General features: G+C 65.4%; 22 protein-coding genes. 10 read left to right on the plus strand and 12 right to left on the minus strand.

Annotated elements, in window-relative coordinates; translation table 11 throughout:
* Positions 1-249: 249 nt before the first annotated feature.
* Positions 250-972 carry a DUF1906 domain-containing protein gene (locus tag VEI45_RS11130; protein WP_324853069.1) on the minus strand — a complete coding sequence of 241 codons (723 nt, stop codon included), beginning with the start codon at positions 970-972 and terminating at the stop codon, positions 250-252.
* Positions 973-1,195: 223 nt separating this feature from the next.
* Between VEI45_RS11130 and VEI45_RS11135 the strand changes: the two genes are divergently transcribed.
* A complete protein-coding gene (locus tag VEI45_RS11135; protein WP_324853071.1) occupies positions 1,196-2,806 on the plus strand; it encodes a serine/threonine-protein kinase in 1,611 nt (536 codons plus the stop codon).
* Positions 2,807-2,883: 77 nt separating this feature from the next.
* On the opposite strand, the gene VEI45_RS11140 is transcribed toward VEI45_RS11135, so the two are convergent.
* Together VEI45_RS11140 and VEI45_RS11145 are read right to left on the minus strand one after the other, a co-directional pair.
* Positions 2,884-4,218, minus strand: a complete 1,335-nt coding sequence (locus VEI45_RS11140; RefSeq protein ID WP_324853073.1) for a lipocalin-like domain-containing protein — start codon at positions 4,216-4,218, stop codon at positions 2,884-2,886.
* Positions 4,215-5,042 carry an enoyl-CoA hydratase/isomerase family protein gene (locus VEI45_RS11145; RefSeq protein ID WP_324853075.1) on the minus strand — a complete coding sequence of 276 codons (828 nt, stop codon included), beginning with the start codon at positions 5,040-5,042 and terminating at the stop codon, positions 4,215-4,217. Before VEI45_RS11145 ends, VEI45_RS11140 begins: the two co-directional genes overlap by 4 nt.
* A 68-nt stretch (positions 5,043-5,110) precedes the next feature.
* On the opposite strand from VEI45_RS11145, the gene VEI45_RS11150 reads away from it, so the two are divergent.
* Complete coding sequence (locus VEI45_RS11150; RefSeq protein ID WP_324853077.1) at positions 5,111-6,583, plus strand: aldehyde dehydrogenase; 1,473 nt, start codon at positions 5,111-5,113, stop codon at positions 6,581-6,583.
* A gap of 3 nt (positions 6,584-6,586) precedes the next feature.
* On the opposite strand, the gene VEI45_RS11155 is transcribed toward VEI45_RS11150, so the two are convergent.
* The 6 genes from VEI45_RS11155 to VEI45_RS11180 all read right to left on the minus strand — a co-directional run bounded on the left by VEI45_RS11155 (position 6,587) and on the right by VEI45_RS11180 (position 11,284).
* Positions 6,587-7,159 carry a maleylpyruvate isomerase family mycothiol-dependent enzyme gene (locus VEI45_RS11155; protein WP_324853079.1) on the minus strand — a complete coding sequence of 191 codons (573 nt, stop codon included), beginning with the start codon at positions 7,157-7,159 and terminating at the stop codon, positions 6,587-6,589.
* Between the two features lie 5 nt (positions 7,160-7,164).
* Positions 7,165-7,596, minus strand: a complete 432-nt coding sequence (locus tag VEI45_RS11160; RefSeq protein ID WP_324853081.1) for a MaoC family dehydratase — start codon at positions 7,594-7,596, stop codon at positions 7,165-7,167.
* The gene (locus VEI45_RS11165) at positions 7,593-8,066 is read right to left on the minus strand and encodes an FAS1-like dehydratase domain-containing protein (protein WP_324853112.1); all 474 of its coding nucleotides are present in this window, start codon (positions 8,064-8,066) and stop codon (positions 7,593-7,595) included. Before VEI45_RS11165 ends, VEI45_RS11160 begins: the two co-directional genes overlap by 4 nt.
* 74 nt (positions 8,067-8,140) lie before the next feature.
* Positions 8,141-8,566: a nuclear transport factor 2 family protein gene (locus VEI45_RS11170; RefSeq protein ID WP_324853083.1), complete on the minus strand. Its 426-nt coding sequence runs from the start codon at positions 8,564-8,566 to the stop codon at positions 8,141-8,143.
* Between the two features lie 16 nt (positions 8,567-8,582).
* Positions 8,583-10,169 carry an AMP-binding protein gene (locus tag VEI45_RS11175; RefSeq protein WP_324853085.1) on the minus strand — a complete coding sequence of 529 codons (1,587 nt, stop codon included), beginning with the start codon at positions 10,167-10,169 and terminating at the stop codon, positions 8,583-8,585.
* Positions 10,169-11,284: an aromatic ring-hydroxylating oxygenase subunit alpha gene (locus VEI45_RS11180; protein WP_324853087.1), complete on the minus strand. Its 1,116-nt coding sequence runs from the start codon at positions 11,282-11,284 to the stop codon at positions 10,169-10,171. Before VEI45_RS11180 ends, VEI45_RS11175 begins: the two co-directional genes overlap by 1 nt.
* A 199-nt stretch (positions 11,285-11,483) precedes the next feature.
* Between VEI45_RS11180 and VEI45_RS11185 the strand changes: the two genes are divergently transcribed.
* Entirely contained in the window at positions 11,484-12,719 is a 1,236-nt protein-coding gene (locus VEI45_RS11185) for a cytochrome P450 (protein WP_324853089.1), read from the plus strand.
* 8 nt (positions 12,720-12,727) lie between these two features.
* On the opposite strand, the gene VEI45_RS11190 is transcribed toward VEI45_RS11185, so the two are convergent.
* Together VEI45_RS11190 and VEI45_RS11195 are read right to left on the minus strand one after the other, a co-directional pair.
* Positions 12,728-12,919, minus strand: a complete 192-nt coding sequence (locus tag VEI45_RS11190; RefSeq protein WP_324853091.1) for a ferredoxin — start codon at positions 12,917-12,919, stop codon at positions 12,728-12,730.
* An 85-nt stretch (positions 12,920-13,004) separates the two neighbouring features.
* Positions 13,005-15,404 carry a CoA transferase gene (locus VEI45_RS11195; RefSeq protein WP_324853093.1) on the minus strand — a complete coding sequence of 800 codons (2,400 nt, stop codon included), beginning with the start codon at positions 15,402-15,404 and terminating at the stop codon, positions 13,005-13,007.
* A gap of 191 nt (positions 15,405-15,595) precedes the next feature.
* Between VEI45_RS11195 and VEI45_RS11200 the strand changes: the two genes are divergently transcribed.
* Both VEI45_RS11200 and VEI45_RS11205 read left to right on the plus strand, forming a co-directional pair.
* On the plus strand, positions 15,596-16,417 hold the full coding sequence (locus VEI45_RS11200) for a FadR/GntR family transcriptional regulator (protein ID WP_324853096.1): 822 nt from the start codon (positions 15,596-15,598) through the stop codon (positions 16,415-16,417).
* 12 nt (positions 16,418-16,429) lie between these two features.
* Complete coding sequence (locus tag VEI45_RS11205; RefSeq protein WP_324853098.1) at positions 16,430-17,149, plus strand: SDR family oxidoreductase; 720 nt, start codon at positions 16,430-16,432, stop codon at positions 17,147-17,149.
* 9 nt (positions 17,150-17,158) lie between these two features.
* Here the strand turns inward: VEI45_RS11205 and VEI45_RS11210 are convergent, their stop codons facing one another.
* Positions 17,159-18,010, minus strand: coding sequence for an LLM class flavin-dependent oxidoreductase (locus tag VEI45_RS11210; RefSeq protein WP_324853100.1), 852 nt, complete (start codon positions 18,008-18,010; stop codon positions 17,159-17,161).
* 91 nt (positions 18,011-18,101) lie between these two features.
* On the opposite strand from VEI45_RS11210, the gene VEI45_RS11215 reads away from it, so the two are divergent.
* From VEI45_RS11215 to VEI45_RS11235, 5 genes are read left to right on the plus strand one after another with little or no spacing between them, the layout of a single operon-like run.
* Entirely contained in the window at positions 18,102-19,181 is a 1,080-nt protein-coding gene (locus VEI45_RS11215) for an acyl-CoA dehydrogenase family protein (RefSeq protein ID WP_324853102.1), read from the plus strand.
* Positions 19,178-20,314, plus strand: coding sequence for an acyl-CoA dehydrogenase family protein (locus tag VEI45_RS11220; protein WP_324853104.1), 1,137 nt, complete (start codon positions 19,178-19,180; stop codon positions 20,312-20,314). Before VEI45_RS11215 ends, VEI45_RS11220 begins: the two co-directional genes overlap by 4 nt.
* A 2-nt stretch (positions 20,315-20,316) precedes the next feature.
* On the plus strand, positions 20,317-21,465 hold the full coding sequence (locus tag VEI45_RS11225; protein WP_324853106.1) for an acyl-CoA dehydrogenase family protein: 1,149 nt from the start codon (positions 20,317-20,319) through the stop codon (positions 21,463-21,465).
* Entirely contained in the window at positions 21,462-22,397 is a 936-nt protein-coding gene (locus VEI45_RS11230) for an acyl-CoA dehydrogenase family protein (RefSeq protein WP_324853108.1), read from the plus strand. Before VEI45_RS11225 ends, VEI45_RS11230 begins: the two co-directional genes overlap by 4 nt.
* Entirely contained in the window at positions 22,394-23,896 is a 1,503-nt protein-coding gene (locus VEI45_RS11235) for a class I adenylate-forming enzyme family protein (protein WP_324853110.1), read from the plus strand. The genes VEI45_RS11230 and VEI45_RS11235 overlap by 4 nt, the downstream gene beginning before the upstream one ends.
* Positions 23,897-24,083 lie beyond the last annotated feature (187 nt).

Genomic DNA, 24,083 nt, shown 5'->3' on the forward strand with positions numbered 1-24,083 from the left:
GTAACACTCCGCTCAACCGCGGCCGAGGGCCTGCAGAACAAACCTGCTGGATGCAGGTGGTTACGGTCGAGTAGCAACAACAGCGCAGATCAAGGCAGTATTGTTATGTAATCGTTATCTGAAAAATCTGCGCTGCTGGGGGCGTGCCGGTCCACACGTGATGACGCGCCGCGCAGTGACGGATCAAAATCGGGTCGCCAGACCAGGCGGCAGAAGTTTGCTGGAAACTTACCCGCGGGTCAGCTCAGATCAGGCCCACTGACCGAACTGGGGCTTGCAGATGTTGTTGATGTCGACCCCGACGCCGCCGACGTCGCGTTTGTCGATCTCGACCTGGTGCAGATTCGCGGCGGGATGGGTGTATCCCCGCGGTGAGCCCCAGTTGTGCTGCCAGAAGTAGGAGCCTAAGCCGTCCCGCAGCGCCCAGTCGATCGTTTTGGAGTTGGCGTACACACCGACCCGCTGGTGGCCGATCACCGACTCCCAGCCTCGCAGATAGGGCGCCACCTGCTGCTTGTACTGCTCGTAGGACGGGTCGTCATCGATCGAGGCGTAGATGGGGGCGCCGGCGGGACCACCGGCGGCGGTGTGCAGCTGCCACCCGCGTCGGGCATGCGTGACGCCCGCGCTTTGACCGCCCAGCCAATCGGCTGAGCTCTGCTTGCCGTACTGGTAGCAGGAGACGACCTTCAGCCCGTTCTGGTTGAGGTCGCGGGCCTCGGAGATTTGCATCGGCTTGCCCAGCATCCAGGCGCCCCCGGGCCGGCGATCCGATACATAGCGGATCGAGCCCACGGCGCCGGCCGCCCGGATCTGGCTGGCGGGGATCACTCCGGCCGCGTAATCCAACAAGACGCCCAAGCCATCCGCCGAGGCCGACGGGGCAGCCAACGACCCCGCCGCAACACCGAGGCCGATCAGGGCAGGTGTCGCCGCCGCGAATTTGAGCACGTCGCGCCGAGACACTGACATGCGTCACAGAGTACGACAAATGCACCAATTACCACATGAACGCCACTCGTCACATCTGTATCACCGTGAATCGGCCGATGAGCCCAAATTCCTGCCCATCAGCTCCGCCAGGTGCCGGTAGCGACGATCGACCCAAACAACGCGATGTGCAGGTAGCCGGTAGCCGAACGAGCGCTCGCGATGGACCTGCAGCAGGTCGGCGTCAGTCTGTACGATCCACCCCATGCCGCTGGTCAGTGGTGCGACGGCCGCCGGGTTCAATATTGTTCGGCTGCTCGGGTGCGGACAGATCGGCGAGCTGTATTTGGCTGAACACCCGAGGTTGCCGCGCCAGTATGCGCTCAAGATCCTGTCGGCCGATGTGTCGACCGACCCGGAGTACCGCTACCGGTTCAACCAGGAGTCAGACCAGGCAGCCGCTTTGTGGCACCCGAACATCGTCGGCATCCACGACCGGGGTGAGTTCGAGGACCGGCTGTGGCTTTTGATGGACTACGTCGACAGCACCGACGCGGCCCAACTGCTGACCGATACCTATCCCGAAGGCATGCCGCCAGACATGGTGCTCGAGATCGTCGCCGCGATCGCGGACGCCCTCGATTACGCTCACGAACAGGGGCTGGTGCACCGCTATGTGAATCCGAGCAACATCCTTCTCAGCAATTCGGAGTCCGCCAGACGACCGATTGTGCTAGCAGGCTTTGGTGTACCGCGGCGCTCTGCCGAGACCAATAGTCTGACTCGGAGAAACCTGGCCATCGGCACCGCGAGCTACGCGGCGCCCGAGCAGCTGATGGACGACTCGATCGACGGCCGAACTGACCAATATGCTCTGGCGAGCACCGCACTTCATCTGTTGACCGGATCGCCACCGTTTCAGCACATGAACTCCGCCGTGGTGATCAGCAAGCACCTCAACGAAACACCGCCACGGCCAGGTGATGTCAAACCCGAGCTGACCTACTTCGACGCGCCGTTTGCCCGCGCACTGATGAAAGCACCCAACGAGAGATTCCGGCAGTGTCGAGATTTCGCCAAAGCGCTCGAGGCGAGGGGCAGCCTGAAGTTGACCATCCGGAATGCTGACGCCCCCCCGCTCGTCACCGTGCCGGAGACCGACGGTGCCGGGCCGATCGAGCCGGCTGTGTCCCCTCCGCCAGCGATGGCGGAACCCGATCTCCCACCTGCCGAAGTCGGCGATGCTGGCGCACCGCCAGATGTCCTGCCAGAGACCGAAGCCGACGATGCCATCACCCTGGGGGGGGAACCTGAGGTATCCGATGTATGGACCGCTACGAATGACGACACACGGAAGGCGTCCCACCGTCACCGCCTGCTGCACACAGCAGGGCTCGGCCTCGCCATCCTGACGGTGGCGGTGGGTGGCATCTTGGGCGTCATGGCTCTGCGCTCGGCCTCTGAGTCCCGCAACACCCCAACTGATGTCGAAACTCCGTCCTCGGTGACCACAGTCCCGCCTGCACGCCCGGCACCGGCCACGGCCATCTCGCCGCCGGTCGTCAAGGCCCCGGCTCCCACTTCCACGATGGTCACGCATCCATCGGCCACGCCTCCGACGGTCGCGCCATCGCCGGCAGCGACGACCGCTGCGCCGGTGACCGCGTCTTCGGCGCCAGAGACGACCGTGGCGCCGACAACCGGACCGCATTCCCCGCCTCCGACGACCCCGACTCCCCCACCCAGCCTGGATACCCGCCCTGCCGTCGGTATGCCCTGCGGCCCCGCGGGCGCGACAGCCACGTCAAACTCGGGCATACCCCTCGCCTGCGTGGACACGCCGGGCGGATCCGCCTGGGAATCCCCCGGTGGGTAACTAACGGCGCGTGGATGCGTCGTCATTGCGATATGTCGGCACGCTGGCAATTGCCAAGAGCTACAAGCGATTCGCCATCAGCTGTCGACCGATAACGCCGCGATCAGCGCGTCGATAACATCGCTGCAACCAGGTTGATCATTGGCTTCCAACAACTTTCGTGCCTCCGCGCGACGGCCGGAGGTCACCAGCGGCCGGACCTGCTCAACGAGGCTGACCAATGACGGGTCGGCCGGGCTGAGGTTCTCGACGGCGGCGGCCAACACATCGATCAGCTCCCAATCCCGGTAGAGCGCCAGCGAGCGTTCGTAGAATGCAAAGCCGGTCACCGGTTCTCCACGCTGCGTTCCGCGATAGCGATACGGCCCTTCCATGTATTCGATCGGCAGGCCGTGCGCCGGGGCCGCCACCAGCGGCTCTCCGATGAGATCCAGTTGCAGTGTGGCGCTGCGTAGCCGGTGACGGTCGGGCATGTAGCGGGTTGATGCCAGTGGCCGCACCAGCGGCCGAATCGCATTCGGCCATTGGACGTAGCTGCTGACGGTGACCTCGACGTCCTCCGCGCACTCCGGCACCATCGCCGGATCGGGGTAACTCACGGTCACGCCCGAGAATGGTTGCAGCGCATTGCCGTCCGTCCGGTCGAACTGTCGCCAGATGCTCATGTCGACGCCGTTGTCCAGGTTGATCGTGCGCCACTCGTGCGAGCGTGCACGCGGGTCTCCCCCAGATCCCCCGCCGCCGGCGTATTTGGGGAACCACTGCCGATCGACGTGTCCTGCGCTGCCGCTGACCCGTTCGTACAGCTCACCCCAGCGCAGTGTCCCGTGCATCGCCATACCGGTCTGGAAATACGAATAGGTGTCGTGCTGGCCGAAGCAGATGATCTTGCCGTTGAGCGTGTCCGCGCCGACCGGTACCGGCGCGCGGGTTGGCGTGACGGTCAAGTCCAGTTCCATCCGCTGAGCTGCCTGATCGACACCGCAGAGGCTGACACGGTAGGTGTAGGGCAGCAGTTCTCCGTCGTCGTCGCGGCACGTCGTCCACGACACCGGGCCGGCGCTGCTGTGGTAGCGGATGTCGAGGTGCCCAGCCGCCATGGACAACTTCGGCCGCGCGTCCGGACGCATGTTATTCGGTGGCATGTCGTAATCGGTGTAGGTGCCGTATGCGCCGGTATCGCAATCGAATAGCGCCATGGTGTAGAAGTCCGCGACCACCGTCCCGCCGGGGCGGTTCTTGTTGAAGATGGTCAGGAACGCGAACGAGCGGCCAGTCGTGGCGGTCAGCTCGCCGGCGATGAACCAGGTGTCGGACTCCTGGTCGGCGTGTTCGCCTTCGGCGGTAGGGAAATCCAGCGCGCTGTCGTCGTGCACCAGCCGGAACGGGTATTTGCGCCAGTCGTTGCTCATGTCAACCCATCGGGGACATCGATGGCGTCGTACTTGTCGGCGCCGAGGAACTCACGCACCTTGTCGATGTGGTCGTCGGCGCCGAGCTCAAGCGTTTCGGCGGCCAGACCGTAGTCGATGATCGCGACCGCCGCCTGCGCGATGTGCTTGGAGAACGCCCGCTTGGTGGTCTGCAGCGCGCGGGCCGGCTGGGCCGCCAGCCGCGCGGCCAATCGCAGCGCTTCGTCCATCAGGGTGTCGGCGGTGGTGACCCGATTGGCCAGGCCCAGGTCGACCGCGAGCTCGGCCGGGATGCGCTCACCGGTGTAGATGTATTCCTTGGCGCGGATGAGGCTGGTCATGTAGGGCCACAGCAACGCCCCGCCGTCGCCGGCGGTCAGGCCGATCGAGACGTGGGGATCGCACAAATAGCTGCGCTCGGACATCAACACCAGGTCGCAACACAGTGCCAGCGAGGCGCCCAGTCCGATCGCGGGGCCGTTGACCGCGGCGACGATGGGCAGCCGGAAGTTGATCATCGCGTTCAGGATGTCCGACGCCTGCGCGGAGATGTCATACCGCAGCGCGAGGGAGCGGTGCTGGGCCTTCAGGAACGCGAAATCGCCTCCGCCGCTGAAGGTTTTGCCGGCGCCGGTGAGCACCACGCAGCGGGCCCCGGCGTCGCGCTCCAAATCACGCCATACGTCGAGCAGCTGATGGTGCAGCGTCGCATCGATGACGTTGTGAGCATCTGGGCGGTTGATCGTCACGATCCGTACGGCGCCGTCCGCTGTCACCCGAAGTTCGTCGCTCACGTCGGCCTTCACTATTGACCCGAGGCTCATGCCTGGCTTTTTTGCTATGTTAGCATCAATAGCGAAGTTGCCGTCGCCTTTTCAGAGGTGGTGCCCCGATGACGGAAAACCGTGACCACCGTTGCTACGACCAGCTTTTCATCGGAGGACACTGGCGCGAGCCGTCCACCCGGAACCGGATAGCGGTCATCTCTCCGCATTCCGAAGAGCCGATCGGCGAAGCTCCCGCCGCCGCCCCAGCCGACGTCGATGCCGCGGTCGCCGCCGCGCGACAGGCCTTCGACCACGGCCCGTGGCCGCGACTGGACCCGGGCGAGCGGATGCGCAAGGTGGAACAGCTCGCGACCATCTACTCCGGCCATCTCGACGAGATGGCCGACCTGATCACCGACGAAATGGGTTCACCGCGCAGTTTCAGCCGGCTGGGCCAAGCGACGGCAGCGGTGTCGCTGATGCACCTCGCGCTGGCAGTCGCCCGCGACTTTCCCTGGGCTGAACGTCGCCAAGGAGTGCTCGGCGAAGTGCACCTGCGGCGAGCCCCGGTCGGCGTGGTCGGGGCGATCGTGCCGTGGAATGTGCCGCAATTCCTGATCATGCCCAAGCTGATTCCCGCCCTGATCGCAGGTTGCACCGTCATCGTCAAACCCGCACCCGAAACACCTTTGGATGCTTTGTGGTTGGCTGAGATGATCGAGCAGCTTGACCTGCCAGACGGGGTGGTGTCCGTGCTGCCCGGCGGTACGGATGTCGGCGAGGCGCTGGTGCGTCATCCGGGTGTGGACAAGATCGCGTTCACTGGGTCGAGTGCCGTCGGACGCCGGATCGCCGCGCTGTGTGGCGAGCAACTCAAGCGCGTCAGCTTGGAACTCGGCGGCAAGTCCGCGGCGATCATCCTCGACGATGCCGACATCGACAAGACGGTCAAGAGCCTGAAGAGCGCGAGCCTGATGAACAATGGCCAGGCCTGTGTCGCGCAGACCCGCATTCTGGTCAGCGAACGGCGTCACGACGAGGTCGTCGACGCGCTGGCCGACATGATGTCTGGTTTGCATGTAGGCGATCCGTCGGATGACGCGACCGACGTCGGCCCCCTGGTGGCCCAACGGCAGCAACATCGGGTGCAGGACTTCATCCGGTCAGGGGTAAAAGAGGGCGCCCGGATCGTCCTTGGCGGCGAAGACGCTCCCAGCGAGCGCGGCTGGTATGTGCGGCCGACTCTGTTCGCCGACGCGACGAACGACATGCGCATCGCCCGGGAGGAGATTTTCGGCCCGGTGTTGAGCGTGCTGACCTACCGCGACGAAGACGACGCGATCCGCATAGCCAACGACAGCGACTATGGTCTGGCCGGGTCGGTGTGGACCGCCGACGTCGCGCACGGCCTCGAGGTCGCCGCGGGTGTGCGCGCTGGCACTTACGGCATCAACATGTACACCCTCGACATCGGCAGCCCGTTCGGCGGTTTCAAGCAATCGGGCATCGGCCGCGAATTCGGGCCCGAGGGCCTGCACGAGTATGTCGAACTGCAATCGGTGATAAGCAAAGGCGCAATGCCGCCACTGCCTGGTTAGCGACTACAGCTGCCAACCCGGGTTGCGGCCAAGCCGGGCAAGGAGTTTCGATTGCGCGTCAGCGTGGTCAGCCACCGCGACGGGAACGTCGAACATCCCGGAAACGCTCAGCGCCTCAGGGTCGCTCGGCAACGCCGCGTAGAACAGCTCACACCACCGGGCGTCCAGCCGGTCATCGGCCCCCACCGCCCGGGCCAGGTCCCAGGTGTGCACCAACACGTCGCGGGTCAGGTTCGGCATCACCGCGCGCGCATCCAGTCGGGTCGCCGGATTGCCCTCTAATTCCGGGATGTCAACGACTCGGTCGAACAGGCGCCGACCGGGTTCGAACGCCTTCTCTAGCGCGCCGTAGGTCAGCTCCCACCGGATCTGCGAATCATCACGCGGACGGTCGGGCTTGAGCCCCAGCGGGCGCAGCAGCAGTACGTCGTGAAAACCGATGACGTGCTCCAGCACTCCCCTGGCATCCCACGCATCGCAGGGCGAGCGACGATCCCATTTTCCGTTCGCCGCGCGAACCGACTCGCCGAACCTTCGGCACACCGCCAGGTGTCGTTCGCCCAAGCCATCGGCCACTGCAATTACCCGGGTAGCTGCAGGGTGAGCTCGACCGGACAGCACAGCTCACCGCGTTGGTTGGTCACCTCGATCTGCACATCGAGCAGGTAGCGCGGCGGGTCGACGGTGCTGTCGCGGCGCGTGGCGACGACGCGTCCCCGGCCCACCATCGTGTCGCCGGCATAGATCGAGCCGACTAACCTCATCTTCCGCCGCACTACCCGGCTGTCCGGGCCGGCCCAATCGGTCGCGATGCGGTCGGCGAAACCGGCGAGGTGCATCGTGTTGACGAAAATCGTTGGATGGCCTTGGCTTTCGGCATAGGTGGGATCGAAGTGGCCCGGGAAGTAGTCCCACGTCGCTCCGGAGTTCATCACCACCCGCTGGTAGCTGATCTCATCGCGTACCTCGGGCAGATCACACGGAATATTGATCCGCTCCCAGTCCACGGTCATGACGGCGTATCGGGGGTGAAGCGAAACAGAGTGTTCCGGTTCGTGGCCACCACCGCACCGTCTTGGCGGGTGAAAGTGTCCAACGTCTCGACGAAATGGCCGACACCGAGCCGGGTTCGTTTCTCCGGTGACACCGACACCACTTCCTCGACGACACTCAGCCGGTCACCCTCGATGATGGGCAGCGGAAATTCGGCCTCGTTGGCCGCATTGATAAACGTGGTCCCGGGCAACGGCACCCGGATGGCGATGGCCGACACCGGCGGTTGCCCGGTCGGCTCCCAGGGCGGCGGCGTCAGCCACCCCATCAGCAGCGCCGGTGGCGCCAAGAGTCCTCCCCAGGTGCTCGTGGCGAATTCGACGTCCCAATACGACGGATTGCCGTCACGGACGGTCGCGGCGAACATCTGGATCCGGGCCGCACTGACCACTGTCCCCGCAGTTCTTGGCTCGGTTGCCACACCGACCATCCGCAGGGCCTCCTCATAGGTACCGAACGCCAACCGGTAGCTGATGGGTGTTGTCACCAAGGATGCCGCTTCCGTCACACCGTGAGCGAATGCCCGTTCGAGACCGAATCCCATTCGAGCTCGCGGGAAGCGAAGTACCAGCCGCCGCGTTCATAAATGAGTTGGTCCCGGTAGCTTCCGGTGGCGCGCAAGCTGGTCGTGCCATCCTCGCCGATGGCGAAAAGCAGTGCGACGCAGCGCTGTGTCGCGTTGATGCCGTCGACGGTGATTTCGTGATCGATGGTGACCAGCCTTCCCGCGCCGCCGTCGAAGGCAGCACCCAGATCGGTGAATTTCTCACCGTCGCGGGTGAAACGGGCGCCAGAGTGCCGAAATGTGGTAATCCAGCCGGTGCGGTCGCCGTCCGAATAGCATCGGTTGTGCCGTGCGGTCAGATTCAAGATGGCGTCGCGCCCCGCCGCACCGTCGAGTACGTACTGCTGTTGGTAGGTCATGGCCATCTGTTTTCTCCCTGTCTTACCGGCTGACGATGTATCCGTGACTTTCGCGGTCCCAGGCGCTGGGTCCGACACCTCGGCTGCGAAGAATATCCTTGCGGACCCGCCCGATGATGGTCTTCGGCAACTCGCCGACTACCTCTACGTATCGCGGCACGCAGAAGTACGGCATTCGGGCACTGCAGAAGTCCAGCAGGTCCGGGTAATCCAGCGCGGAGTCCGGTCGCACCGCGACGACCAGCAGGATGTCGTCCTCACCGAGGTCGCTGGGCACACCGACCGCCGCGGCTTCGAGCACCGCGGGATGACCCATCACCACGGTCTCGACCTCGACCGATGAGACGTTTTCGCCGCGACGGCGCAACGAATCCTTCAGCCGGTCCACATAAGTCAGATTCTGGTCGCTGTCCAGCACGCCGAGATCCCCGGTGCGAAACCACGGCGGGTGCGGGTCGACGCCACCTTCACCGTTCACGTAACCCTCGCTCATGACGTGCGGGTAGCGGGGCCGACAAGCGATCTCGCCCACCGATCCGTCCGGGACCGGCTCGCCGGCCGGGTCGACGATCCGCACGTCGAAACTGGGATTAGGCCGGCCCGACGTTCCGGGCACGCTTTCGTCGGCAACACCTTTGACCGCGATCGGAAAGGCCTCGGTCATGCCGTACATGGTGACGATTCGGCATCCGTAGCGCTTTTCGATATCGCGGTACACCGAAGCATCAATCGGCGCGGCGGAGATGAACCGCACCGGCAACTGCGCATCGCGTGGATCGGGCGGCTGCCGCAGGAGCATCGAGACCATTGCACCGGCACCGGCGAATCCGACAGCGCCGCACGCGCGCACCTCGTCCCAGACCGACCCGGGATGAAAAGCCGGCGCCAGTACCGTTGTCCCGCCGACGAGCATCGGCGCCAGCACTGACGGCGCAGCGCTGAGGTGAAACAGCGGCATCGCCGTCCACAGCACCTCGGCGGAACCGAACTCCCACGCCGACGCGACCGTCGCGGCCGTGGTGAACAGGTAATGCCAAGTGGTGGCAACCGCTTTCGACGCCCCGGTGGTGCCCGACGTGAAGAACAACGACCCGACATCCCCGCCGTTGCCGACGTACTCGCCCTCGGTGCCCATCGCTGCGCAATGGAGCACTTCGTCGAGCGGATCACCTTGGACCACAATGCTGCTCAACTCGGGCAATCGTTCAGCCACCTCAGCGACCCGGGATCGCCGTTCGGTGTCGGTGATGACCGCTTTCGCCCGCGACAATCGAAGCGCGTGCAGCAAGAAGTCGCCCTTGTTGGCGGCATTCACGGCTGCGGTCACCGCACCTATGCGCGCGGCGCCCAACCAGAAGTAGACCCATTCCGGACACGTCGCGGTGAACAACGCGACGCAGTCTGCCGGCCCGATACCCAAGTCCAGCAGAGCATTAGCCGCCGCGCAGGAGCGTCGCCGCATCTGTTCGAAAGTCACGTCGGTCCCGGCGATCGCCATCATCACGCGATCGGGGTACTGCTCGGCCCGCCGATCCAGCACAGCAGACACGGTGAAACTATCGACGCCGAAATCGGAGGGCCCGAGGGGCCCGCTCCGGTCAGCGCACATCAAGCCGGGGCGGCCGCCGGGTCCGGCTCGCCATTGGCGGTGTAGCCGAAGTCCTCAGGCGAGCGTTGTTCTCCCGGATAGAAGCGGTGCGCCCACCGCCGTAGCGCCGCATAGTCGTGCGCCTCCTCGGGAGCCAGATTCGGCTTTTCCAGATACTTCATGTTCTCCCACGTGAAGAAGTCCTGCTTGATGACCTCTTGCTGCAGCGCCAAAAATTTGGCGGCGCGACCGGTGGGTGCGTCGCCAGTGTCGCCCGGTTCGCGGATGGAAGCCTGGGTGTAGAAGTAGTCGGTGTAGTCCTCGTCGACCGGAGTCTGCCCGGTGACCTGGACGGTGGCGACCAGCTCGCTGGGGAACCGAACGATGCCCAACCCGAGCGAGTAGTTGTCGTAGATGATCTTCGCGTCGACCGGCCCGTTCGGGGTCAGCCAGGTCTGTGCTCGGCCGCCGCCGAAATGGGCGTTGACCGTGGCGTGCAGGTGATAGCCGGACACCTCGAACGAAGCAGTGGTAGCGGGGTTGGCGGCCTTGTGCACATATTGCACGTGATACGGGTCGGCGGCGTTTTCGATGATCATCTGCGCGTGCACCTTGACCCGGTTGACCATTCGGGTGTGTGGGTGCAGCGGGTAGTACTCGTTGGTCTCCAGCTCGGGCAGTACCGGCGGTTGCCAGTACGGCGCCCGGCCGTGCCGCTCGTGCCAGACCAGCATGAAGCCATACCACTCCGTGCTGTGGTAGGTGCGGACCCGGACGTTGTTTTTACAGCCGATCTTGCTGTACGGGATCAGCGCATTAGTTCCGTCACCGCGCCACCGCCAACCGTGCCAGGGGCAGACGATGTTCTCGCCCTCCACCGTGCCGCCGACACCCATGTTGGCGCCCAGGTGCTGGCAGTACGCGTCTAGCACGTTCAGCTGGCCGGATTCGGTGCGAAAAAGCACCAGCTCCTCGCCGAAGTAGTGCACACGCTTGACTTCGCCGGGCGCCAGGTCCGAGGCAAAGCCGACGATGAACCATCCAGTCGGAAATCGGTACCGCGACAGGCTGATGCCGCTCGCCCCGAACTCGCGTTCGGACGGATCGATGGAGGAGTCCGAAACCGTGTCCGTCACTGTCTGCTCCTTTTGCGTCCATCTCCCGCGCCAGCCAAGTGGCACATGGCCGCGCTTTATGCTCGCCGCGCGTGGACGACTTCTTCTATTTTTACTATTTTAAGCATTGAACGTCAACGCGGGTCGTTGGTGGCAGTAGGGTTGGGTCAGCTAGCGGCGCCCTGCGCGGTATTGGCGTCCGAGTGAATCGAGGTTGCGGATGACGGCTGTGGCGGTCGATCTGTCCGATTTCGCATTGTGGCGCAACGGCTTTCCTGATGAGGTGTTCGCCGAGCTACGCCGCAACAAGCCGCTGTTCCGCCACGGCTTGACGCCGGGCGTGGCCAAAACCGTCAAACGGGATTTCTGGATGGCCACCAAACATCGGCATGCCGTGCGCCTGCACCGAGATGCCGATTCGTTCACCGCCGCCGATGGCCCACTGATCCAGCCGGCCGATCTCTTCGCCTCCTACCCGACCATCATCAACATGGATCCGCCGGGGCTCAACAAACGTCGCAAGCTCATTTCGAACGCTTTCAACCCGCGAGCGATCGCCAAACTGGAGGACGGCATCCGAGCCCGCGCGGCGCGGATGATCGACGATCTCCTCGCCAAGCGGGACGGCGACTGGATCGATGATGTCGCCGACGCGCTGCCGATGACCGTCATCGGCGACATCATCGGCATACCGGACGAGGATCGGCCGCGAGTCTTCGATTGCCTCGACCGCATCCTGAAGTCGCAAGCGCGCGGGTCGCAGGAGAACCGAAAGCCGGACGTCGATCTCTTCGCCTGGATCTTCAGCTACGCGATGGAGCTCACTGCGGAAAAGCGGCGGAATCCGACCGACGACATCTGGAGCACGTTGGCATCCGCGGTGATCACCGGCGACGACGGCGAGCAGTTCAGTCTGCCCGCCAACGAGTTGGAGTTCTTCTTCTTCGTACTGGCGTTCGCGGGCAGCGACACCACCAAGAACGCGCTGGCGATCGGGCTGCAGGCGTTCGTCGCCAATCCCGACCAGATCGAGCGGTATCGCGAAGAAGAATCACTGCGGTCGAGCGCCGTCGAGGAGGTGCTCCGCTGGGCGTCACCGGTGGCGTACTGGACACGCACCGCCAAGGTCGACGTCGAGATGGATGGCCTGCACATCCCCAAAGGCGATCGGGTGGTCTCGATGCTGCGGTCGGCGAACCGCGACGAGGAGGTCTTCGAGGCGCCGTTCACCTTCGACATCGCTCGCCAGCCGAATCCGCATGTGGCGTTCGGCGGCGGAGGCCCGCATCATTGCCTGGGCGCCATGCTGGCGCGCGCCGAGCTTCGCGCAGTGTTTGACGAGCTGCTGTTGCGCAGTGACGGCATCACGCTCGGCCCGGCCCGGGCGGCTTACCCGAATTTGACGACGAACATGTCGATCTACGACGAGATGGCGATCTCGCTGAGGGAGCGGTAAGCCCTAGTTCAGTCGACGATTCGCAACGCGGCCTTGGGGCACTGGTCGACTGCGGCGCGCACGTCTATCTCCAAATGCTCCGGAACTTCACCCTCCGCAACGTGCACGACGTCGGAGTGCCCGATCTCGAATATGTCCGGCGCCAACGATTCGCAGAAACCGTTTGCCTCACATAACGTCTCGTCGACAATCACTCGCATCGAAAACCTCCTCCTTTCGCCCGGCTCGCCCCCGCAAGCGGGGGGACCCCCACCGCGGGCCGATATTGCCACCAGGCGCAGTTCGTTACATACCCTTGGGCCGGGTGCCGATCACCCCGGCAGACGCCAACCGTGCGAGGTCTTGATCGGTGAGCCCGCAAAGATCGCGCAGTACTTCTTCATTGTGCTCGCCGAGGGTCGGCGGCGGACGCATCAGCCAGTTCCGCCGTCCGTCGAGCGGGGCGAACGGCGGCCGGGGATAGCGGCCGGGGCCGGTGCGCGGATGGTCGAGCGGCTCGAGGAACCCGCGGTCGTTGAGTTGCGGATTCTCGGTCACCAGCGACGGCGACACCACCGGTGCGGCGGGAATGCCCGCGCCGGCAAGGTTTTCCACTGCGCTTCGCAGATCCTGGCCGAGGAACCAGTCCTGAAGTCGACGGTCGATATCGTCGGCCCCTTCCCGCCGTCCGGCGACAGTGGCGAAACGGTGGTCCTCGGCCCACGACGGCCGGCCCATCAGGTCAACCAATGCACGCCATTGGTCGTCGGTACGCACCGTGACGGCGATCCAATCGTCGTCGCCCGCGCAGCGGTAGAGATTCTGGACGGCCCAGCCATGACCGCGGTTGCCCCGGCGGCTCAGCGTGATCCCGAATACCTCGGCCTCCATCGGCTGAATTGCTGTGGCGTTCATGACTGTTTCGATCATCGGCAGCTCGACGAGCTGGCCGTCTCCGGTGCGCTCGGCGAAGTTCAGCGCAGCCAGCACGGCGAACGCGGCGTGGACGCCGGCCAGCGGATCGCAGGCTCCCCTGGGCGGGACCGGCGGACCGTCGGGCAATCCGGTCACCCAGGCCAGCCCGGCGATCTGCTCCATGGTGGGCGCGAAACCGACCCGGTCGCGCCACGGACCGTCTAGCCCGAACGCTGGCATCCGGGCCATGACCAGCCGCGGGTTGACCGCCAGCAAGGCGTCCGCGGTGAGCCCGAAGTGGTCCATCACCCGCGCGGAGAAATTCTCGATCACCACGTCGGCGTCGGCGACCAAGCCGGTGAACAGCCGACGGCCTTCGTCGGACCCCAAATCCAAAGTTACCGACCGCTTGTTGGTGTTCATGGCGTGGAACACCCAGCCATATTCCCACCAGTCGTCGACGTCCTTGCGCATCCCGCCCGAGTACCGGATGCCGTCGGGACGCTGGATCGACTCCACCTTGACGACGTCGGCGCCGAACGCCGCGAGCAGATGAGTCGCGGCGGGCCCAGCCCAAAACGCGGTCAGGTCGATGACGCGAAGGCCCTCGAGCGGCAGCCGAGGCTCTGCCGGCCGCACGTCGTGCTCACGCTTGGGCCAGGGCCTGGTGTTGTTGGCCTCGCCAAGCGACGGCGCGCTGCGCAGCAGGGCGGGCCCACAGCGTGACATCAACCAGGGGGTGCGGGGCTGGTGAAAGCCCGCCGGGTTGCGCACGAACACTCCGCGTTCGGTCGCATAGGCGGTGTCGCGGATCGTGGCGCCGTTACCCAATCCCGCGATCGGCAGGCGGAACAGTTGCCCGAGTTCGACGACTTCCTCGACGGTGCGTTCGGCCAGCCAGGGACGAATCCGATCGCGGATGAAGTCGCGGTACTCCCATCGGCCGATTTGAAAACTGAGCTGAGGAATCTCGGTCAGCTCTGGGCAGTCGACCATCGCCGCGAAGTCGAGCCACTGCTGGCCGGTGACCATGGTGATCCCGATGTAGCCGTCCTTGGCCGGCTCGATCGACGGCACTTCGACCGTGCGGGATACCGGCGGCACTTGTAACAGCTGCGAGTGCAGCCATTCGCCACTTTGCATCAGCGTGATCGCTTCCAGCATGGACAAATCCAGATGCTCGCCGGGACCGCCGCGCTCGACGCGGCGGCGCAGCGCGAGCGCGCCGAATGCGGCGGACACCCCGCCCATGTACTCCCCGAGGTCACCGCCGATCGCGATCGGTGGTCCGGCCGGATCGCCGCGGAAACCGGTCAAGCCCGACCAGGCCTGCAGCGTGAATTCGCTGGCGGCACGGTCGGCGTAGGGACCGGTCCAGCCGAAGTCGGAGATCGTGACGACGACTGCCTGCGGGTTATCCGCCAGCAACCGCTGCGGATCGATGCCCAACGCGGACGCCTGTGCCCGGGTCGCGCTGACCACGACGATATCGGCGCCGGCAAGCTGATCGTGGAAACCCTCGTCGGAGCGCGGGCCCGCAGCAGGCCAGGTCAGGCTGCGCTTGCCGGCATTGAGGTAGCCGAACAGGGGTGAGTCCGTCTGGTCCGGCGTCGGCGAGCAGCTGGCACTGAACCGCCGCAACGGATCCCCTTGTGGCGGTTCGATTTTCCTGACCTCGGCACCGGCGTCGACCAACAGCTTTCCGCAGTAACTGCCGGCGATCCGGTCACTGATCTCGACAACACGGACGTCGTCCAGCGGTGTCGGTCGGCTGTCATGCTCGCTGCTCAACCTGCATCCGTCTACATCGTCGGGTTGTTGTCTATGCCATCTTAGTAACTTTGCCGATCATCGGTTCGATCAAGTTGAACCGGCCGCTTGACCAGCGCGGCTATTATGCCATTACTGCTAAGATTGCAGTCAATGGAGTTCGCGGGTGCAGCGGCCGTGGCTCTGTCCGGTCGTTTCGCTGCTGGAATCGTATGACTGCGCTGGGAATTGGCCCCGAGGCCCGACGTCGCTTGTCGGCGCCCCGGATCGCCGAGATCGTCGCCGACGAGTTGCGGCGCCAGATCATCGACGGCGAATTGGCCGACGGCGATTTGCTGCCGCGCCAGGAAGTGCTCGTCGAGCAGTTCAACGTCAGCCTTGTCTCGCTGCGAGAGGCGCTGCGGATCCTGGAGACCGAAGGGCTGGTATCGGTTCGGCGCGGCAACCGGGGCGGTGCGGTTGTGCACGCTCCGGCGAAGACCAGCGCCGCCTACATGTTGGGTCTGCTGTTGCAGAGCGAGTCGGTTGTGGTTGCCGATCTGGGGACGGCGATATTGGAGCTGGAGCCCGCCTGCGCGGCATTGGCCGCCCAACGGCCGGACCGCTCCGACACCATCGTGCCCGAGCTCAAAGAGATCAACGATGCGATGGCCGCGCATCTGGAGGACGGACCCGAATTCACCGAAATCGGCCGTAAATTCCACGATTCCGTCGTGCGTGGCTGCGGAAACCGCACCATCATCGCGGTGGTCGGCACGCTGGAAACGTTATGGACCAGTCACGAACAGCACTGGGCCGACGAGAGCGCGGCTAAGGGCACCTACCCGTCGTTGGCTAAGCGTCGCGCCGTGCTCAACACCCACGTCAAGCTGGCCGAAATGATCGAGGCCGGTGACGTCGACCGGGCGCGCCGCATCGCTGCCCGGCACCTTTCCGACACCCAGAGTCACGTGTTGGCCGCGGGCCCCGACCAACGGATCTACGCGTTGTCGCCGCAGGCGCTGTCCCGCCCGCGGGACAACCGCCATCTGTAGATCGCAGCAAGCGTGAGAACCGCACTGGTCACCGGTGGCAGCGGCGGGATCGGCAAGGCCTGCGCGCGCAAACTGTGCGAACTGGGTTACGACGTTGTCTTGTCGGCGCGCCGGGAGGGCCCGCTGCGCACCGCCGCCGACGAGATCGGAGCCCGGTATATCGTGGCCGACGCCGCTGACGCGAAAGGCTTCGCGCAAGCGATCAGCTCCTTGGAGACAATCGATTTGGTTGTGCACGCCGCCGGAACGCTGGGCGGAACCTACGCCCGCAAGCAAACATTCGAGCAATGGCAGGCGATCATCTCGGCGAACCTGGATTCCTGCTTCGTGGTGACCGCGGCGGTGCTGCCACGGATGCGTGCCGGCTCCCGGCTGGTGTTCATCTCGTCCTCCGCGGCGCACGAGCCGATGATGGCGCGGACGGCCTACTCGGCGTCCAAGGCGGGGATGAACGCCTTCGCCCGCGCGCTGGCTCTCGAGGTCGACCGCGACGGCATCGCCGTGCACATCGTGACGCCGGGACCCGTGGAAACCGAGATGCTGCAAGATGTTCCGTTCGAGATGTACGCGATCCAGGTGTCCGATGTCGCTGAGACCGTCGCCTGGCTCGACACCGTGGACCCGTCCGTGGACCTACCGGAGATCCGGCTGAACGCGGTCCGGCGCGGGCCCTTCGCCCGTGAACCCGTCGTGCCCACCGAGGTCCGTCGGCGGGCCGCACAGCAGCAATGACCGAGCGCGCTATCCGGGGAAGGCTTTGATCACCGTTTCACCGAACTCGTGTAGCGATTCCGGGGCGGCGAAATCGGCGAACCAGACATAGAACCGCTCGACGCCCTGGGCGGACAGGCCGGCGAAATGTCCGGACAATTCGTCGGCATCACCACATACCAGGCCGGAACCGAGGTTTCCGAACCGCCGGGTGCTCAGCTCCCGCACAGCCTTGGGGTCGCTGTCCCGGCGAACGAAGCCCACCATCTGCTGAACCGATACCCGGGCGGACCCGGTGGCCGGCGCCAGACTTGCCAACCGATCGAGATGATTGGCCGGTATGTTCCACCAATCCGCGTATCTGCGAACGAGTTCCATCATCCGACGCCCGGTTCCCCCGAGGACCAGCGGTATCGGATGCTCGGGAGGTGGCGATTGTCTGCGTTCCAGGGCCTCGTCACGCCCCCAGTACTGCATGATCAAGCCCAGATGGCGTTCGAGCTGCGCGATCCGGGCCACCGGATCTTGTTGGCCAACATCAAATCTGGCGAACTCAGCGGGCCACGAGCCAGAGCCGAGGCCGAGCTCGAACCGGCCGTCTGAGGCCTCCGACAAGGTGACAGCCTGTTTGGCCAGCACCGCCGGATGGCGGAATGCATCACAGAGCACCAAATGACCAATACGCAACCGCTCGGTCTTAGCAGCCACCCAGGTGGCGACCCCCATTGCCTCCCAGATCTTTTCGTCGCGCAGTCCGGGCGCCTCGAGGTGGTCGACGAACGCCACCCCGTTGAACCCACTGGCCTCAGCGTGGCGCGATCGCTGAACGATGTCGGCGACCGGCACTCTCACTTGCGGCAGGAACAAGTACCACTCGGCCATAGCTGACCACCATACGGAGCCGCCCAGCACACCGCGGCAGCGATTGACGTCTGTCGCGCTAGTTTACTATTTTTATTATGTTAGGGGCCTTATGGACGTCGGACTGAATTCCGGTCAGCTGGCGCTGCGTGACAGCGTGCGCGACGTCTTGCGCACCGAGTGCCCGCCCGGGGTCGCCCGGCAGGCGATGACGGATCCGGAACGCTGGCGCACCGTGTGGAAGACGGTCGTCGACCTCGGTTGGACCGAACTCGCCGTGCCCGCCGATGGCGGTGACGGCGCCTTCGGCCGCCTCGATCTCGCTGTCGTTCTCGAGGAATGCGGTTCGGCCATCGCCCCTATCCCATTACTGTCCAGCATCGGTCTGGCCGCCGGTGTCTTGCGTGTCGCCGGCCCCGCGGTCGACGAGGTGCTGGAGACCATCGGCGGTGGTGTGGTGGCCGCGCTGGCTGCTCACCCACCCGGGTGTCGGCTGCCGGGTGTGCCGATGACCCTGCAGAGCGGACGTCTGCGCGGGCGTGCGGTCGCGGTGGCCGGCCTGCCCCGGGCGGAGCTGATCGTCACCTTGGCCTCGTCAGCTGACGGGCCGGTCGCCGCAGTCGTTCGCGTCGGCGACGGCGTGGCCATGAAAGCCGTGGAGTGCACCGATCCGGCGCAGCCGGTCGCTGACGTCGAGATCGACGCGGAAGCCGTCGTCACCGCGCCGGTCGATGTGGAATCGGCGCTGGCCACACCGTTGGTCGCCGCGGCGGCCGATCTGGTCGGCGTGGCCGACGCCGCGCTGGCGCGCGCGATAGAACATGCGAAATCACGGCAGCAATTCGGCAAGCCGATCGGCGCGTTCCAGGGAATCAAGCACGCGTTGGCCGACAAGTATGTCGCCTTAGAGCGCGCCCGCAGTCTCACCTATGCGGCAGCAGCGCGCCTCGACGATCCCGCGACGTCACCCTCGGCCGGCTGGACCGCCGCGGCGCTGGCCAAGGCGGCGGCAGCGGAGGCCGCGGTCGGCTGCGCGCGCACCGGCGTTCAGGTCCACGGCGCGTTGGGGCAGACGTGGGAGCACGACATGCACTTGTATCTGCGGCACGCGTGGCAAGGTGCCGCGACGCTAGGAGACAGTCGCGCGCTCTACTACGCAGTGGGACGCCGCATCGCCGGAGGTGCCGCATGACGGCTTCGGTGCGTGAAGTGGTCGCCGAGTATGCGGCTTGGTTGACGGACTTTCTGCCCGACGACTACTACGACCGCTACCGCGAGTATCGCTGGGACCTCGATCTTCGGCGCGATCATCAACGCGCGGCGTTCGAGGCCGGGTGGTTGCAGCCGACCTGGCCGCGCGAACACGGGGGTCGATCGTTGGGCTTGGCCGACGCGATGGAGATCCGGCTGGAAGCCGCCACGCGATCGGCGCCGAAGCTGCCCAACATCGCCGGCCCCAATGTTGCTGCGCCGGGGATTCGCCAGTTCGGCACCCCGGAGCAGATCGAACGTCTGCTCGTCCCGCTGCTGCGCGGCGACGAGTGGTGGGCGCTTGGCATGTCGGAGCCGGAAGCCGGATCCGATTTCGCCGGCCTGCGCACCCGCGCCGTGCGTGACGGCCCAGACGGCAAAGTATTCCGGGTCAAGGGCAGGAAGATCTGGACCACCCAGGCGCACCTGTCCCGGTGGTGCACGCTGTATGCCCGCACCGACCCGGACGCACCCAAACACCGCGGCATCTCCTGCCTCATCCTCGATCTCGAATCCCCCGGGGTGACGATCGAGCCGATTCGGATGGCATCGATCTCCGATGAGACGTTCTGCGAAGTCATTCTCGACGATGTCGAGGTGCCGGTGGCTAACCTGTTGGGACCCTACAACGGCGGATGGCAAGTCGCATTGTCGTCGCTGAACCATGAGCGCCAGATGATTTGGATCATGAACTGGGTTGAGATCAAGCGTGGACTCGATTCGGTTCGGGGATCCGAGACCGCGCACGACGACTACGCCTCGGGTGAGGTCTTCACCGAGCTCGGCTCACTGCTCGCCGACGCCGAAGCGTTGCGGGCCACTGGGTACCGCTCGCTGTACAACGAACTCGCCGGCCGGCCAAGCCCAGAAGCCGACATCCTGAAACTCCTCGGTTCGGTTACCCTGCAGCGGGTTTGGGAACTCGCCGCCGCTGCGGCCGGGCCACGTTCGATCAACGATGAAGACTTGCTCTTCGAACGTCAGGACGCGTTGGCGGCGACTATCTACGGCGGGACATCCGAGATCCAACGCAACATCATCGCCGAGCGGCTGCTCGGACTGCCGAAGGGATGACGATGGATTACGACCTCGGTGCCGACGCCGTCGATCTCAGAAAGCGTTTGCGGGACTTAATTTCCGCGCATATACCGGAAGGTTTCTTGGGCGCCTGCACCGACGACCCGAGAGACCTCGCCACCACCGAGTCGTTTTGCAAGCTGCTGGCCTCCGACGGGCTGCTGGCGCTGGCCTGGCCGAAAGAGCATGGCGGCGGCGGAGGTTCGGTATGGCAGCAGACCGTACTCCGCGAGGAGATGTGGGCCCATCATGAACCGCGCGGAGCGCAGTACATGGGCATCAACTGGGTCGGACCCGCCCTGATGCGCTACGGGACCCCTGAGCAGAAGGCCCGACACCTATCCGCCATCGCGAGCGGAGAAGTCATCTGGTGTCAGGGATTTTCCGAGCCGGAAGCTGGAACCGATCTCGCGTCGCTGCGCACCCGCGCGGTTCCCGACGGCGACGGTTGGCGCGTCACCGGCCAGAAGGTCTGGACGTCTTATGCGCAGATGGCGTCCTGGTGCGTGCTGGCGGCGTGCACCGATCCGACCGCACCGAAACCTAAGCGGCTCAGCCTGTTTCTCGTTCCCATGGACCGGCCCGGTATCACTGTGCGGCCGATCCGCTCGATGCTTGGACCGCACCACCTCAACGAGGTGTTCCTCGACGGTGTTGAGGTGTTCGCCGACGAGGTCCTCGGCGAGGTCGGTGACGGCTGGCGGGTGATGCGTGAGGCGCTGGCCTTCGAACGGGTCGGGATCGCCCGGTACGCGCGGTGTGAGTCGCTGCTGGACCGGATGCAATCCGAACTCGGTGACGACTGGGACCGATTGCCCGAGTCGATCCGGTCCCGATGGGTGCGGGCATTGATCGACCTGCGGGTCGCTCGGCTGCTGGCCTACCGCGCAGTGTCGCTGCAGGACGACCCGTCGGCGGGCCCGGCAGCCAGTGCCGCCCGCATCGCGACCACCACCTGCGATCAGCAGGTCGCCGAGTTGCTGTTCGACGTGCTCGGCCCCTCTGCGCTGGACAGCGGCACCTCCGCCCGATTGCACGGGGCGGTCGAAGACCACTGGCGTTACGCCCAGGCAGCCACCGTGGCGTCGGGAACGATCGAAGTACAGCGGATGCTGGTGGCGCGCGAGACATTGGGGGATCACGGGTGAACACCGCTCTGCCAGAAGATATCACCGAGTTCGGCGCTGTCGCCGCCAAACGCTTCGTCCGGTTCGGCGGCCCGCAGGCGGCGCTGCGGGCCGAGACCGAGGACCACCTCCGGCTCGATGCCCGGTCCGCGCTGGCCGACCTGGGCGCATTCGACCTCGACGTCAGATCCGGTGGCGACGATCTGCTGGCGGCCGCTGTGCTCTGCCAGGCGGCCGGCGCAGCGGCCCTGCCCTACCCGCTAGTCGAGGAGCTGCTGGCGATCGACGGTGCTCGGCTCGCCCTGGTGAATCCCGAAGCGCCGCGCATCGACCACGGCGACCTGGCCGGCGACTGGATCGCCGCTGACCTCGACGGCACGCGGTACCACGTGCGACCGTCGTCGCGAACCAGCGCCAAGCTGGGGCCGTTTCTGGTCCCGGCCACCTTGACTGAGCCCGACGGCACGGTGCCGGGAGCCGACGTCGATATGCACCTGACGCTGGGATCCTGGCGGGTTCTGGGTGCCGTGCAGCAGGCGTTGGAGATCACCCGCCAGCACGTCACCGCGCGAATGCAGTTCGGCAAGCCGCTGGCGGAATTTCAAGCCGTCCGGTTCACCATCGCCGACGCGTCGGTCGCCGTGCGCGGGCTTTACGAACTCGCCAAGTACACCATCAGCCGAATGGGATCGACTGCGGCCCACGTGCGTTCGGCAGACGCGCTGGTATTCCGGCTCAAGGCCACCGATACCGCGCGCCAGGTGCTGCGCACCGCGCACCAGTTGCTCGGCGCGCTGGGCTTCTGCGACGAGTCCGACGTCAGCGTCCTGGACAGGCACACCCAGCCGCTGATCCGGCTGCCGGTCAGCAGCGAAGTGCTTGCGCTTCGCCTGATGCCCGGTGTTCGCGGTGGCCAACTGGAGACATTGTTCTCTGAGCCGGTATCCGCATGACCACGGAACCAGCAGCTTCTGAAGTGATTTCCACTCCGCCAGACGAAGGAATTCCGTTCGGGACCAAACTGCAGCAGCTCGCCGGACAACGTGGTGACGACACGGCCGTTACCGTTATCGCCCGCGACGGCACCGCGCGCTCGATGACCTTCGCCGAAGTAGATGGCCGGGCCAACCAATGGGGGCGCGCGCTGGCCGCGGCCGGTGCTGAAACCGGTTCGCTTGTCGCGCTTGCGATTCCCAATTCCGAGCAGCTGGTGTTAGCCGCGCTCGGCTGCTGGAAGATCGGCGCTGTTCCCGTTCCGATGCGCTGGGACCTGCCGGATTGGGAGCGCACCCGGGTGCTGGAGGTGATCGACCCGGCCGTCGTCGTCGACGAACAACACCGGGACGTGCTGGCATCGCGTGCCGCCGAGCAGTCCGACGAGCCGCTTCCGGCCGTGGTGTCCCCCCACGCGAACGGGATATGCAGCAGCGGTTCCACCGGCCTGCCCAAAGTGATTCTCACTCTGGCGCAGGGGCTCTGGACGCCTGAGTCATCCTTCCCGTTCTTAGCCGCCTGGGAGCCGACAGCCCAGCCGCAGACCATCCTCGTGCCCGGTCCGATGTATCACACCAACGGATTCTCACCGCTCACCTACCTGTTGGGGGGTGACCAATTGGTGGTGCTGGAAAAGTTCGACGCGGCAACCGTTGTCGACGCGATCGAACGGTATCGCATCACCAACTTCACCGCCACGCCGACAATGCTCGCTCGCATCGCAGCTCTTCCCGATGTACGCCAACGAGATCTCTCCAGCGTCGCCTGGATCTTGCAGGGCGCTGCAGTGATGCCGCACGCGCTGCTGCACACCTGGTTCGATCTGCTCAGCCCGGAGCAAGTCGTGATGGCGTACGGGATGACAGAAGGCCTGGGAATCACCGCATTGCGTGGCGACGAGTGGCTGGCGCATCCGGGCAGCGTCGGCCGCGGCTTCCGGGACACCGAGGTGCAGATCCTGGATCCACAGGGCCGGCCGGTGGCAACCGGCGAGCTCGGCGAGGTCTACTTGCGCTCGCCGATGAGCGCCGGGTATCGATATCTTGGTGGGGCGCCGTTGTTGCCGTCAACGCCCGACGGGTTTCGGACCGCCGGTGACATCGGACACCTGGACGCCGACGGCTACCTCTACATCGCCGACCGCCGTAGCGACGTGATCATCACCGGGGGCGCGAATGTCTTTCCGGCGGAGGTGGAATGCGCGCTGGCCGAACACGACGAGATCGTCGACGTCGTCGTCATCGGACTCGCCGATCCGGAGTGGGGGCGCCGGGTGCACGCTGTGGTCCAGCTCGCCGACGTCGAGACGGCGTTGACCGAGCAGCAGGTCATCGCCTACGCGAAGACCCGACTGGCCGCCTACAAGGTTCCCAAGACCGTCGAGTTCGTCGATGAGATTCCGCGCACGGCCGCGACCAAGGTCAACCGGGCAGCGATGATCGAGGCCCGGGGGGGATAACGCGGCACCTATACCTCAAATGTCTGTGCCGCCTGCAACACTTGGTGAAGACCTTCTGGGGATGGCGGGATCAACAGCTGCCCGACGGCACCGTGATTCTGACCTCGCCGTCGGCAGACCTATGTCACCACATCGGGCAGCGCGCTGCTGTTTCCCAACCTGTGCCTGCCCACGGGTGAATTACCCT

Source organism: Mycobacterium sp., from assembly GCF_035623875.1.
Lineage (GTDB): Bacteria > Actinomycetota > Actinomycetes > Mycobacteriales > Mycobacteriaceae > Mycobacterium.

Excerpts from the sequence above, each read along its gene's own strand:
- VEI45_RS11130 (WP_324853069.1), bottom strand. The coding sequence starts at position 972 with ATGTCAGTGTCTCGGCGCGACGTGCTCAAATTCGCGGCGGCGACACCT.
- VEI45_RS11135 (WP_324853071.1), top strand. The coding sequence starts at position 1,196 with ATGCCGCTGGTCAGTGGTGCGACGGCCGCCGGGTTCAATATTGTTCGG.
- VEI45_RS11140 (WP_324853073.1), bottom strand. The coding sequence starts at position 4,218 with ATGAGCAACGACTGGCGCAAATACCCGTTCCGGCTGGTGCACGACGAC.
- VEI45_RS11145 (WP_324853075.1), bottom strand. The coding sequence starts at position 5,042 with ATGAGCCTCGGGTCAATAGTGAAGGCCGACGTGAGCGACGAACTTCGG.
- VEI45_RS11150 (WP_324853077.1), top strand. The coding sequence starts at position 5,111 with ATGACGGAAAACCGTGACCACCGTTGCTACGACCAGCTTTTCATCGGA.
- VEI45_RS11160 (WP_324853081.1), bottom strand. The coding sequence starts at position 7,596 with ATGACCGTGGACTGGGAGCGGATCAATATTCCGTGTGATCTGCCCGAG.
- VEI45_RS11165 (WP_324853112.1), bottom strand. The coding sequence starts at position 8,066 with ATGGTCGGTGTGGCAACCGAGCCAAGAACTGCGGGGACAGTGGTCAGT.
- VEI45_RS11170 (WP_324853083.1), bottom strand. The coding sequence starts at position 8,566 with ATGGCCATGACCTACCAACAGCAGTACGTACTCGACGGTGCGGCGGGG.
- VEI45_RS11175 (WP_324853085.1), bottom strand. The coding sequence starts at position 10,169 with ATGTGCGCTGACCGGAGCGGGCCCCTCGGGCCCTCCGATTTCGGCGTC.
- VEI45_RS11185 (WP_324853089.1), top strand. The coding sequence starts at position 11,484 with ATGACGGCTGTGGCGGTCGATCTGTCCGATTTCGCATTGTGGCGCAAC.
- VEI45_RS11190 (WP_324853091.1), bottom strand. The coding sequence starts at position 12,919 with ATGCGAGTGATTGTCGACGAGACGTTATGTGAGGCAAACGGTTTCTGC.
- VEI45_RS11200 (WP_324853096.1), top strand. The coding sequence starts at position 15,596 with ATGACTGCGCTGGGAATTGGCCCCGAGGCCCGACGTCGCTTGTCGGCG.
- VEI45_RS11210 (WP_324853100.1), bottom strand. The coding sequence starts at position 18,010 with ATGGCCGAGTGGTACTTGTTCCTGCCGCAAGTGAGAGTGCCGGTCGCC.
- VEI45_RS11215 (WP_324853102.1), top strand. The coding sequence starts at position 18,102 with ATGGACGTCGGACTGAATTCCGGTCAGCTGGCGCTGCGTGACAGCGTG.
- VEI45_RS11220 (WP_324853104.1), top strand. The coding sequence starts at position 19,178 with ATGACGGCTTCGGTGCGTGAAGTGGTCGCCGAGTATGCGGCTTGGTTG.
- VEI45_RS11225 (WP_324853106.1), top strand. The coding sequence starts at position 20,317 with ATGGATTACGACCTCGGTGCCGACGCCGTCGATCTCAGAAAGCGTTTG.
- VEI45_RS11235 (WP_324853110.1), top strand. The coding sequence starts at position 22,394 with ATGACCACGGAACCAGCAGCTTCTGAAGTGATTTCCACTCCGCCAGAC.